Origin of the sequence: Pseudoalteromonas sp. S1609, from assembly GCF_005887255.1 — a bacterium.
GTDB lineage: Bacteria > Pseudomonadota > Gammaproteobacteria > Enterobacterales > Alteromonadaceae > Pseudoalteromonas.
The window spans coordinates 1-11,840 of record NZ_PNDJ01000035.1 but is presented as its reverse complement, the minus strand read 5'-3'; the positions used below and the strand labels follow the sequence as shown (position 1 = coordinate 11,840).

General features: G+C 39.4%; 11 protein-coding genes. 4 read left to right on the top strand and 7 right to left on the bottom strand.

Features of this window, described 5'->3' with window-relative positions:
• On the top strand, positions 1–1,416 hold the full coding sequence (locus CWB76_RS10365) for a glutamate synthase small subunit GltD family protein (RefSeq protein WP_013465171.1): 1,416 nt from the start codon (positions 1–3) through the stop codon (positions 1,414–1,416).
• 122 nt (positions 1,417–1,538) lie between these two features.
• On the opposite strand, the gene CWB76_RS10360 is transcribed toward CWB76_RS10365, so the two are convergent.
• The 4 genes from CWB76_RS10360 to nadK form a co-directional block, all read right to left on the bottom strand.
• Positions 1,539–1,856 carry a hypothetical protein gene (locus CWB76_RS10360; protein WP_138607357.1) on the bottom strand — a complete coding sequence of 106 codons (318 nt, stop codon included), beginning with the start codon at positions 1,854–1,856 and terminating at the stop codon, positions 1,539–1,541.
• A gap of 47 nt (positions 1,857–1,903) precedes the next feature.
• Positions 1,904–3,577: a DNA repair protein RecN gene (gene recN / locus CWB76_RS10355; RefSeq protein ID WP_138607355.1), complete on the bottom strand. Its 1,674-nt coding sequence runs from the start codon at positions 3,575–3,577 to the stop codon at positions 1,904–1,906.
• A 75-nt stretch (positions 3,578–3,652) separates the two neighbouring features.
• Entirely contained in the window at positions 3,653–4,210 is a 558-nt protein-coding gene (locus CWB76_RS10350) for a hypothetical protein (RefSeq protein WP_138607353.1), read from the bottom strand.
• 115 nt (positions 4,211–4,325) lie between these two features.
• Positions 4,326–5,210, bottom strand: coding sequence for an NAD(+) kinase (nadK, locus tag CWB76_RS10345; RefSeq protein ID WP_008464501.1), 885 nt, complete (start codon positions 5,208–5,210; stop codon positions 4,326–4,328).
• A 167-nt stretch (positions 5,211–5,377) separates the two neighbouring features.
• Here nadK and CWB76_RS10340 point away from each other — a divergent pair, with 167 nt between their 5' ends.
• A complete protein-coding gene (locus CWB76_RS10340) occupies positions 5,378–6,343 on the top strand; it encodes an HrcA family transcriptional regulator (protein WP_054201107.1) in 966 nt (321 codons plus the stop codon).
• 58 nt (positions 6,344–6,401) lie between these two features.
• Positions 6,402–7,013 carry a nucleotide exchange factor GrpE gene (gene grpE / locus CWB76_RS10335; protein WP_008113139.1) on the top strand — a complete coding sequence of 204 codons (612 nt, stop codon included), beginning with the start codon at positions 6,402–6,404 and terminating at the stop codon, positions 7,011–7,013.
• 27 nt (positions 7,014–7,040) lie between these two features.
• Here grpE and CWB76_RS10330 read toward each other — a convergent pair whose 3' ends face one another.
• A complete protein-coding gene (locus tag CWB76_RS10330; protein ID WP_138607351.1) occupies positions 7,041–8,240 on the bottom strand; it encodes a Bcr/CflA family efflux MFS transporter in 1,200 nt (399 codons plus the stop codon).
• 170 nt (positions 8,241–8,410) lie between these two features.
• Between CWB76_RS10330 and CWB76_RS10325 the strand changes: the two genes are divergently transcribed.
• A complete protein-coding gene (locus CWB76_RS10325; RefSeq protein WP_138607349.1) occupies positions 8,411–9,208 on the top strand; it encodes a M48 family metallopeptidase in 798 nt (265 codons plus the stop codon).
• A gap of 62 nt (positions 9,209–9,270) precedes the next feature.
• Here CWB76_RS10325 and CWB76_RS10320 read toward each other — a convergent pair whose 3' ends face one another.
• Positions 9,271–10,059: a hypothetical protein gene (locus tag CWB76_RS10320; protein WP_055012946.1), complete on the bottom strand. Its 789-nt coding sequence runs from the start codon at positions 10,057–10,059 to the stop codon at positions 9,271–9,273.
• 118 nt (positions 10,060–10,177) lie between these two features.
• Positions 10,178–11,491: a Na+/H+ antiporter NhaC family protein gene (locus tag CWB76_RS10315; RefSeq protein ID WP_138607392.1), complete on the bottom strand. Its 1,314-nt coding sequence runs from the start codon at positions 11,489–11,491 to the stop codon at positions 10,178–10,180.
• Positions 11,492–11,840 lie beyond the last annotated feature (349 nt).

Sequence of the window (11,840 nt, the reverse complement as noted above, 5' to 3'; positions counted from 1 at the left end):
ATGAGCGAAAATGTATATCAATTTATAGACGTGCAGCGTGTAGACCCACGCAAGAAACCAATCTCGTCGCGTAAAAAATCGTTCGTAGAAATTTATGAACCCTTTTCAGAAAACCAAGTTAATTCACAGGCAGATCGCTGCCTTGATTGCGGTAACCCCTATTGTGAGTGGAAATGTCCAGTGCATAACTATATTCCACAATGGTTAAAACTGATCCGTACAGGGCGCATTTTAGAGGCCGCTGAGCTTTCGCACCGTACTAACAGTTTGCCAGAGGTGTGTGGAAGAGTATGCCCACAAGACCGCTTATGCGAAGGCTCATGTACGTTAGATGAAGAATTTGGAGCGGTAACAATCGGTAACATCGAAAAATACATCACCGATACCGCGTTCAAAATGGGCTGGAAGCCAGACATGTCTTATGTGACATGGACTGATAAAAAAGTGGCTATTATTGGTGCTGGGCCAGCAGGGTTAGGCTGTGCTGATATTCTAGTACGCAATGGCGTAAAGCCTGTGGTATTTGACCGTCACCCTGAAATTGGTGGGCTGTTAACCTTTGGTATTCCTTCTTTTAAATTAGAAAAAGAAGTCATGCAAAAACGTCGCGAAATATTTACCGAAATGGGTGTTGAATTTAAACTTAATGTTGAAGTAGGTAAAGACATTAGCATGGATGAAATTCTTAATGAGTATGACGCTGTATTTTTGGGAGTGGGGACTTATCAAAGTATGCGTGCAGGGCTTGAGAACGAAGATGCACCGGGGGTGCATGATGCCCTGCCATTCTTAATTGGTAACACTAATCGTGTTATGGGTTACGATGAGTCTAAACAAGCCTGCATTGATATGGCAAACCAAAAAGTAGTGGTACTAGGTGGCGGTGATACTGCAATGGATTGCGTGCGAACATCCATTCGTCATAATGCATTAAAGGTAACCTGTGCGTACCGTCGTGATGAAGAGAACATGCCTGGCTCAAAACGCGAAGTAAAAAATGCAAAAGAAGAGGGCGTAATTTTTACTTATAACGTTCAGCCTAAAGGGATTGTACTTGATGATAAAGGTGCTGTAGCCGGCGTTAAAATGGTAAAAACTCAGCTTGGCGAGGCAGATGAAAACGGCCGCCGTCGTGCTGAAGAAGTACCGGGATCAGAGCACATTATTGAAGCTACACAAGTGATTATGGCATTTGGTTTTAAGCCTCATAAAATGGACTGGTTAGAACAGTACGATGTAGAAATTAACCACTGGGGCGGTATTAATGCACCTGAACAAGGTGAATTTACTCATCAAACTACCAACCCTAAAATATTTGCTGGAGGCGATATTGTTCGTGGCTCAGACTTAGTAGTTACCGCTATATTTGAGGGACGTAATGCTGCAGAAGGCATTATGGATTATTTAAAAGTGTAAATAATTCTTTTTTAGAATGGAGTCAAAAGCAAACCTTCGGGTTTGCTTTTTTATTCCCTCAGTTTTACAAATAAAAATGCCCGCAATACACAGGTTGCGGGCATTTTTAAACGCTATGTTAGTTAATCCATCGAGAAGTGATCAAGGCTCGATTTCACTCTGGCTTGTCGACGTTTCACACTTTTATAGCAGATAATGTTACAAACAAGCTGTAGGCTAATAACCAACCAACTAAGTGTTATTAAGCCACTAATAGTTGTGCTGCTAAAAACTAACATAACAGCAATAACAATATGTACAATCAATGCCATATTTAAAAAACGATATAAGCCTTGTTTAAATTGTGTATGTTTAAACTTGCTAAACATGGCTAAAAGTACACTAACTATAAGTAGTAGCCAGTTAATTGCTAAGCCAAAATAAATGACCGTTGTTTGCATCAAGGTATCCTCACCGTATTAAGGTAACGCACTATAAATGTATAATTTTATCCGTGCGCTTTTATAAGCTCTTTCGCATTTGCTTTAGCTGTTTTGCTAATGTTATCACCACCCAGCAAACGCGCAATTTCATTAACCCTGCCATCTTTATTCAATGCCAGCATATGCGTAAATGTTTCACCATTAGCGATTTCTTTGGCAACAAAAAATTGCTGATGAGCACTACTGGCCACTTGGGGTAAATGAGTTACACAAATTACTTGTGTCGATTTACCTAATTGGCGCAGTAGTTTACCAACGGCAGCAGCCGTTGGGCCAGAAATACCGACATCAACTTCATCAAATATAAGCGTAGGAGTCGTGACTTTTTGGGCAATAATAACCTGAATAGCCAAACTAATGCGTGATAGCTCACCACCAGAGGCTACTTTTGCTAAAGGTTGCAATGGTTGCCCTGGGTTTGTTGATACTAAAAACGATACATTATCAAAACCTAAGCTGTTTGGAGAGCGATCGGTATGTGCTGTAAGGGCTATTTCAAAAACGCCATTTTCCATAGATAAATTAGCCATGCTTTCGCTGATCAAGCCATTAAGTGTATTAGCGTATTGATGACGGCTAGCACTTAATTCCTCACTAGCCGTTTGATAATCTTCAAGAGCTGCTGTAATTTCACCTTCAAGCTGTTCGAGGCGCGAACTATTACTGCTTATAGAGTCTAGCTCTTGTGTTACATTTTGATGAAACTCAACGAGCTCTTGTGGCTTTATATGGTGTTTTCTTGCTAAATCCATAGCGCCGCTGAGCCTGTTTTCTACTTCCGTTAATCGAGTAGGATCTAAGTCAGCTTGTTCAGTATAATTGCGTATTTCTCTGCTTGCTTCTTCAACTTGAACCGCCGCTTCTGTCAGTAATGCTGCTACATTGGCCAGGGTTTCATCATAATGTGCAAGTTCATTAAATTGTTGCGCGCTGTGTTGTAAAAGAGAGCACGCATTTTGCTCATCACTTTCGTATAAGTGTTGTAGCTCGCGCTGACAAGATTGCAAAATAGTTTGGCTATTACTGAGCTTATAATGCTCTGCTTCTATTTGTTCAAATTCACCTGTTTGCAAGGCAAATTCATCAAGTTCAGCTACTTGGTATTCTAATAACTGTTTCTGCGCAGCTTGTTGTTGCTGTTGATGTTCTAGTTGTTTAAATTCTTTTTGTAAATCAGCATAACGTTTATAGCGTTGGCTTACAGCATTAACTAGATTTTGGTGCCCGGCGTAATCATCCAGTAGCTGTAATTGATGCTCTGCTTTTAATAGATGCTGGTGTGCATGTTGACCGTGTATAGAAATTAAATATTGGCCTAGCTCTTTTAGCTGTGCAGCTGTGACAGGGCTACCATTAATGTAGCTTTTGCTGCGGCCATTCTTGCAAACAACTCTACGAAGTAGACATTCGTTATCGTCATTATTAAGCATGTTCTCTTCTAGAAATGCATGGGCGTGTGGCAAATTGCTTAAATCAAATTGCGCACTTACCTCGGCTTTATCAGTGCCCGGGCGCACAGCAGATGCTTCTGCTCTTTCTCCAAGGCACAGTGATAACGCATCAATAGCGATTGATTTACCCGCACCCGTTTCACCGGTAATAGCGGTCATGCCCGAATGCCATTCAGTGCTTAAATTACTTACAATTGCAAAATTTTTAATTTCTAAACCAATTAACATACTGTTCATCCATCCAGTGAATTAACTGTTAATTTATACAGTGTTTTGGTTTATTGCAAATTAAATTTCTATATTTTAAGCAAGGCTGGGCTCAATTAGTGTTTTTTTTTCTTCATCAATAGGAAGGGTTTCATCGTTAAGATCAATATTATCAACTGGTTGTATGTTTTCTTCAGTTTTCAACTTTAAGATTAACGTAGGAAGGACTTCTTGGTAAAAATTTTTATTGTATAAAATACCTTGAGCTGGCAACTCTGCTATAAAATATTGAGTGCTGTCGGCAAATGCTTGGCTATTGTTACTTTTATAGGTTTTTATAAGTTCTTCATTAAGTATATTAATAAGTTGGTTACATAACGATTCCAACTTAACTAAATTTTCATCGGTGTGAGGCTGTACCACAAAAAAGTTACTAACAACGGCTTGAATTCTAGGAAGGTGCTTAGCACTGATGACTTTTGCATCAAGTAACTCGCTGAGTTTTGTTTTTAAACGTGATTGAGTACTTGCTACGCGCTCGTTAAACAGCTTTTTCTTTGCTTCAATGGATTTTTTTCGATTACTCTCAATTAGCAAGTAACTGCCAAGTAAAGTAATTAATAATAATAAAGCAAGAAATACTACATAATTCATTACTACTTTTTCCTGATGATATTTAAAATTTCTAGTCCAATATTTTGCGCTAAAGTTGCATCTTTGGCAATAAAATTAGGGGCTAATGATTTTTTCAGATTAAAATTCGTTCAAACTAGTATAGACGACTACCCCAATTAAGCTTTTTACGTAGCACATTATAATAAGAATAATTTTTTGGGTGGATTAAGCGTAATTTTTTGTCAGCTTTACGTATAACTACCTCATCACCCGGTAATACGGCGAGTACAACATGGCTGTCACAGCTTACTTGTAAGCTATCAGTATTTTCTAAACTAAGCTTTAAACGCACTTCATTATCAGCATCCACCACTAAAGGGCGACTTGATAAAGTATGTGGAAACATCGGAACCAGTGACATTGCATTAAGCTCTGGTGTTAAAATAGGCCCACCGCCTGATAAAGAGTATGCCGTTGAGCCTGTTGGAGTCGACACAATCAAACCATCGGAGCGTTGAGAAAATACAAAGTCATCGTTTATAAAGGCTTCAAACTCAATCATATGTGCTACTTTATCAGCATGAAGCACTGCTTCGTTTACTGCAGAATTAGCGCTTTTAAGTTCGTTATGACGGTACACTTCAACTTCTAATAAAAAACGTTTTTCTTCAATGTAATCGCCGCTGAGTACCTGTTCTAAGCTACCCTCAAACCCTTCTGGATTCAAATCAGTTAAAAAGCCTAAATTACCTCTATTTACACCGATTACGGCTATATCAAAGCGAGCAAGCACCCGTGCAGCACCCAGCATGTTGCCATCGCCTCCAACCACAATCGCCAAGTCGGCACGCTCGCCTAAATCAACGAGCTTTACGAGTTTGTCGCTCGGTACATCACTAAGTTGACTCCCTGTACGTTTTTCAACAATCACCTCAAAGCCTAAAGCTAATAAAAACGTATGTAATCGTTGTAAAGTAGCGGCAGCATTAGGGTGATTTGGCTTACCAATCAAGCCGATAGTGTTAAAGGGAGAGTCCATAATAAATACACTGAGAGTTCTAATATTTGTAGAGTAACCTAAAACAGAAGTGTTTGAAAACACAGATCTTAGTAATAACCAGCGGATTTAATTAATTCACTGTAAAATTTAGATTTATTGTATTTTTTATACTTGAAATAATAATACTTAGCCCCGATATAACAGCTATGCATAAAGATGTAGATAACATGAAACTAAACCCACGAGATCAGCAAATATTTGCCGCTGTTATGAGTATGTACTGTAATGGCGATGGCTTACCTGTGCCGTCAACAAAAATTGCAAAGCAAAAAGGTATGGCGGTATGCTCTGCCACTGTGCGTAACGCGATGGCGCGCCTTGAAAAAATAGGCTTGTTGTATTCACCACATACATCGGCTGGCCGAGTGCCAACCAATGATGGGTTTGACTATTGGTTTGATGAGTTTTTTACGCTCAATGATATTGCTAATTATTGGCAACCTGAGCAGGCACAATTGGTTGAGCTAGCGCATGGCTTGAGTCAACGTTACCAAGTATGCTGTTGTGTGGGGCTACCGCAGGTTAGAACACAGCAGGTATTTAGGGTAGAAGTGCTCGACTTTGATGCAAACAACTGGCTTATTTTACTCTTAGATAGAGCAGGGCAGAGCCACAATATTTGTATTAATAAGCCTAATGACCCTAGCGATAGCCAACGCTATGAATTTGCTACTTGGCTCAATACGGTTTTTAGTCAACAATCTTTAATTGAAGGCCTCTACCGAATGCAGGCAATGGCCAATACGGCTCCGCGTAATTGTCATGACTCTTTAACTCAATGGACCCGTGAGCTAAGCCAAAAATTAGGCTCAGATAACAGTATCGTTGTTGGCGAAAACTACCTTTATAAAAAAATAGATTGTGAGCAAAGCCTTAATATTGGTGTATCATTTTTAAATTTTGTTGAAGATAAACTCGCTTTTAAAAATGGGGTCTCTATTCTCAATACTGAAAACTTACCGTTCAGTAGCTGCGATGAACTCATTGTGATTAGTGTGCCGTATTTTCAAAATCAAGAATATCAGAGTCGCTTTTGTGTTATTTGTCCAAAATCAGCGCAATTAGAGAAAATAATCCAAGAATTTAAATTATTAGAGCCATTGAGCTCTTGAATCTTTTTATTCAATCCCCATAATTACCGCAGTTGTAAAGAATTGGAGCGAATATTTTATGTCTGAGCAGACACAAAACCCAGAGCAAGAAGTAGAACTGAACGAAGAAGTGACGCAAATGGAAGCTGACGTTGAGGCGGCAGTTGAAGCAGCAGAACAACATGCTGAGCAAGAGCAAAGCCCTGAAGCAGAAATTGCTATGTTATATGCCGAGCTTGAAACTGCAAAGCAAACTATTGCAGATCAAAAAGATAGCGTAGTTCGCGCTGCTGCAGATGTGGACAATATGCGTCGTCGCGCTGCACAAGATGTAGAAAAAGCACACAAGTTTGCACTAGAAAAGTTTGCTAATGAATTACTCCCTGTTATAGATAACTTAGAGCGTGCTATTGAGTTTTCTGATAAAGAAAATGAAACGCTTAAGCCTTTACTTGAAGGCATTGATATGACAGTGAAAAGCTTTAACGACGCGGTAGCTAAATTTGGTGTTGAAATTGTAAACCCTCAAGGTGAGCAGTTTAACCCAGACTTTCATCAAGCAATGTCAATCCAACCAAGCAACGATGTAACCCCAAATACTGTTTTAGCAGTAATGCAAAAAGGTTACACATTAAACGGTCGTTTATTACGCCCTGCAATGGTTATGGTATCTAAAGCCGCTGACGCTTAATTAAGTATATAATTTAAAAATGCCTCATTATGAGGCATTTTTTTTGTCTTTAAAATAATGTATTAACTGCACCAGTATTGTCAGTACCACCGCACTAAACATTAAACTAGAAAATGGAACCGCACTTTGTGCATGCATTACCGCTAATATAGGGCCTACTAATGCGCCACTACCAAAACGCAAGGTTCCGATAACCGCCGTAGCAGTTCCGGTATTTTGTTCAAACTTCATCAAAATTAATGAATCTGCATTACTTGCTATTATGCCTAAGCTCATCATTAACGGGGCAATAGCCGCAACAATAAAGTAAAGCGATGAATGTATTACACTAAAACTGAGTAATGCTGTGCCAGAGATAAAGCCACATATTAAGCCGTAATAAAGCATTTTTCGTGAGCCAATACGTGGTACTACGCGAGTGTTTAAAAAGTTACCAAACATCAGCGCCATTACATTAAAAGCGAATAGCAGACCAAATAATTGCTCTGATACTTTAAATAAGTCGAGGTAAATATAAGGAACCGAGGTTAAAAAGCAAAAAAAGCCAAACGACACAAACATCGAGCTTAAAATATCAGCGCGAGCATGCGGGTTGCTCAATACCACTTTGTAACTTGAAAAGAAAAGCGATAACCCTTTACGATCATTTTTAAATATCGGAATATCAATTAAGTAACGCTGCACAAAAAGTAAAATTACAAAGCTATAAGCCGCTAAAACAATAAAAATAGTCGACCAAAGCGAAAAGCCTAAAATAACTGAGCCAATAGAGGGGGCAAGTAAAGGCGCTATCATCATAATCATAGACACGTACGACATACCCTTAGCAGTATTTTTTTGATATATGTGTCTAATAATCCCAGGAACCACAACCGTAGCTGCCGCCCCTGTAAATGCCTGTACTGCTCTTAACAGCCAAAAAGTATGCACTTCAGTGGTAAATGCTAAAGCGAGTGAACTCAAGCCAAATAAACTGAGCCCTATTCGTGCCAGTTTACGCCTGCCAATTTGATCGGCTATGGGGCCAAAAAATAACATTCCCAATGCATAACCTGCTAAATAGATACTCAACGAGATTTGAACATTTGGCATGCTAGTATTGAGATCGTTGGCAATTACCAGCATAGCCGGTAAATACATATCAATGGCTAAAGGCGTGATTGCTACAATACTGGCTAATAAAGGCAATAAAATACGGGTATTAAAAGAAGAAGCCGAAGCGCTCATTTAAAAACTCAAAACAACGAATATAGGTTGGGCAGTATAGCAGGGCAATGGCGTTGGATAAACTTAGTTTGCCTGCTAACTTAATTGTTTAATCGCAAAAAGCAAAGATTTTAAACTAACACTGCGTTTGGTATTCTATACTCAGTAACAAACTTTTTTAGGGCATTATAATGAAGAAATTGGTTTTGGCAGTACTTGCCAGTGCAGTATTAGTAGGTTGTAAAACATCACCAACTGGACGCACACAGATTGCGCTTTACTCAGATCAGCAAATGAGTCAAATGGGCACTGCGAGTTTTGCCCAAATGAAAAAAACACAGCCGGTAAATAAAGACCCAAAAGTTAACAGTTACGTCAATTGTATTGCTGACAAAGTAGTAGCCGTGCTTCCTACAGATTATGCATCTCAAAATTGGGAAGTGGTGGTCTTTGAAGATGAATCTGCAAACGCTTTTGCATTGCCAGGTGGTTATATTGGCGTGCACACTGGATTATTAAAAATTGCTACAAATCAAGATCAGCTTGCAACTGTTTTAGGTCATGAAGTCGGTCATGTGATTGCAGAGCACTCAAATGAACGTGTTTCACAAAGCTCTATTTTACAAACTGGAATGAAAGTGGGCAGTGCGGCGCTTGAAATGGGTAACGTGCAATACCGTAATGAAATTATGCAAGGGCTTGGTCTTGGTGCTCAATATGGTGTTGTTTTACCGTTTAGTCGTTCACATGAGACAGAAGCAGACGTTATTGGTTTAGATTTAATGGCGCAAGCAGGTTTCAACCCTAAAGAGTCTGTTACGCTTTGGCAAAATATGAGTCAAGCGGGCAGTGGGGCAACGCCAGAGTTTTTATCAACTCACCCAGCACCAACAAGCCGTATTGCAAATTTACAATCGCAAATGGGTAAAGCGCTTAGTGAGCAAAGAACAGCTAAAGCACAAGGTAAAAATCCGCAGTGTAAGTTGTAATCAACCATAAAAAAACCTGTCTAATGACAGGTTTTATTTTTTAATAGTTAAGTATTTAATTATTAAAAAGTCCACTCTATGTGTACTTGTGGAACTGACTCTGTAACATCTGTACCAAGTTTGTTATGCCAGTACTGCCACTCCATACCTAACAGTAAGGTGTTTTCTTTCATTTCTAGCGCATGCCCCATATCCCATACAATAATAGGTTGAGCTAAAAACCAAGCGCGTACGTCATTACCAAACTCATCTTCACGCTCAGCAATATATTCCGCATGACCCTTAACACTAAATTTTTGTGAGCCAATCATAAATGGATATTCAAAAGCAACGTCAAACATCCAGCTGTTAGTTTCAATAGGTGCACCGCCTTTTGCAACACCTTCACTATCATCAATGTAGGCAGTCACAAGGGTTGAGAAGAAATTAAAACCAGGCACATCCCAGCTTAATTTTACACCCGGTAAGTATTTAACAACTTTAGCATCGCCTGCGGCATTAATACCCATGGTTAGGCCAACATCAACGAGCGCACCTGACGCTACTTTTTCGTCCATAACGGCCGATAAGCTAAGCGTAGAATAACCTTCAAAGTAAAAGTCTTGATCTTGGTAGTTATCGTCATTGCCATCAGTGCTGTAATCAATAAAGAAAAAGTTATCCCCATAGTCATGGCCTGAAGCATGTTGCAATGAATAAACCGTGGTGCTTGATTTTTGTTCAGTGAACGGGTTTTTATGATTACCGTTGTTAATATGAAGCGCAGTACTGCTCCAATTAGCAGCAGTAGCTGTTGAACTTAAGGCACACGCACTAAGTGCAACGAGAGGAAGTAAGTTTTTAATTTTCATAACCATATTTTATGTGACACGCTGAATACCACATTATAGCAAAGACGGTTAATTTGTTAATTATTTATTGTCATAAACAGTGTACTAGCATGTGGCTAATACACTGTTTAAAGAAGATTTAAGCTTTATTACGACGTAAACAAATAACCGCAATAGCGGTAAAAGCTAAAATAAAGCAGTAGTAAGATGAGGTTGATACTTCCCACGGGCTAATTTTAAATGTAGCACCAAGCAGAAGTGCTTGTGCGCCGTAAGGTAAAGACCCTTGGGTAACACAGGCAAAAATATCTAATAAACTGGCAGAACGTTTACCACTAATTCCGCCATCGTCAGCTAGCTTTTTAGCAATAGGGCCAGTCACAATAATAGACACTGTGTTGTTAGCAATACACATATTGCTGGTTAGCACTAATGCAGCTATCCCTAACTGATCCGCTACCTTGCGATGCCATTTTGCAATGACCTTAGTGATTGCTTGAATTTTTTGCGCGATGTAGTCGAGGCCGCCATTAATACGAATAAACTCAGAGAGGCCACCAATAAACATAGACAGTAAAAATATTTCCTGCATGTCGCTAAAACCTTGGTAAATATCTTTTACAAAGCTGGCGCCTTCATAGCTTCCGGTAAAGCCCATCAATGCGGCGAAAACAATACCGCTTAACAGTACTACAAATACATTAAAGCCCATTACCGCCAAGACTAGAATAAAGGCATAAGGAAGTACTAATAAAATATCGTAGTCTTTGGTATCAACTACTTGTGCTGCAGGCGTTAAAAACAATAGTAATGCAATAGTAAGGATAGCGGCCGGAACAGCAATTTTAAGATTTTCTTTAAACTTATCTTTCATTTCACAGCCTTGCGTGCGGGTAGCTGCAATCGTAGTGTCGGAAATTATTGATAGGTTATCACCAAACATGGCGCCAGATACAATGGTACCGGCCATTAATGCGGGATCAATCCCTGTTTTCATTGATACTGCATAAGCAATTGGGCCAATAGCACCGATAGTTCCCATTGACGTGCCCATCGCAGTAGAGATAACCGCTGCAATTAAAAACAAACCAGGCAGAAGTAATGAAGGGGGAATAAGAGAGAGACCAGCATTAACAACCGCGTCAACGCCACCGGTTGCCCCTGCAACCGCAGAAAAAGCACCTGCTAATAAATAGATAAGGCACATGGTAATAATATTGTTATTACCCACGCCTTTAATAAAGGTTTCTACACTTTGATTAATACTGGCTTTGTTTAAGATAAAGGCTAAAACAATCGCAGGTAGAATAGCGACCGGTGCTGGGAGTTGATAAAATGCATAATCAACCCCTTGAGATTGCAAATATAAGCCTGAGCCTAAAAAAATAGCAACAAAGGTGAGTAGGGGTAGCAAAGAAAATCTTGCTTTATTTTTATCAAATGATGGCTGCATCATAATCCTCATTAATTATTCATAGCAATCGAAACCGATTGATATACTTAACAGCCAAAGCATCCCTCTTTTAGCTGAATTTAGTTGTTTGTTTTACTATCTAACCAGATAAGTAACTCAACAGCGCCCGCAAGCCAAAGACCAAATCGGCGCAAAAAAGAAGTTTAAATGTATAGATGGCTAAATGCAAAGACTATCTGTTATTATTATGAGGGTCTGTTGATCTTTCAAGGTTAAATTTGCAGCAGTCTGTTTGGTATTTAGGCAAGGCAGAGCCTATGTGGTGTGGTATTCCCCATAAATAGGCGATAACGCAGCATCAATGCCAAACAGGCGCTGCCCGAAGGGT

Excerpts from the sequence above, each read along its gene's own strand:
- CWB76_RS10330 (WP_138607351.1), bottom strand. The coding sequence starts at position 8,240 with ATGAGCGCTTCGGCTTCTTCTTTTAATACCCGTATTTTATTGCCTTTA.
- grpE (WP_008113139.1), top strand. The coding sequence starts at position 6,402 with ATGTCTGAGCAGACACAAAACCCAGAGCAAGAAGTAGAACTGAACGAA.
- CWB76_RS10365 (WP_013465171.1), top strand. The coding sequence starts at position 1 with ATGAGCGAAAATGTATATCAATTTATAGACGTGCAGCGTGTAGACCCA.
- nadK (WP_008464501.1), bottom strand. The coding sequence starts at position 5,210 with ATGGACTCTCCCTTTAACACTATCGGCTTGATTGGTAAGCCAAATCAC.
- CWB76_RS10320 (WP_055012946.1), bottom strand. The coding sequence starts at position 10,059 with ATGAAAATTAAAAACTTACTTCCTCTCGTTGCACTTAGTGCGTGTGCC.
- CWB76_RS10340 (WP_054201107.1), top strand. The coding sequence starts at position 5,378 with ATGCATAAAGATGTAGATAACATGAAACTAAACCCACGAGATCAGCAA.
- CWB76_RS10360 (WP_138607357.1), bottom strand. The coding sequence starts at position 1,856 with ATGCAAACAACGGTCATTTATTTTGGCTTAGCAATTAACTGGCTACTA.
- CWB76_RS10325 (WP_138607349.1), top strand. The coding sequence starts at position 8,411 with ATGAAGAAATTGGTTTTGGCAGTACTTGCCAGTGCAGTATTAGTAGGT.
- CWB76_RS10350 (WP_138607353.1), bottom strand. The coding sequence starts at position 4,210 with ATGAATTATGTAGTATTTCTTGCTTTATTATTATTAATTACTTTACTT.
- CWB76_RS10315 (WP_138607392.1), bottom strand. The coding sequence starts at position 11,491 with ATGCAGCCATCATTTGATAAAAATAAAGCAAGATTTTCTTTGCTACCC.
- recN (WP_138607355.1), bottom strand. The coding sequence starts at position 3,577 with ATGTTAATTGGTTTAGAAATTAAAAATTTTGCAATTGTAAGTAATTTA.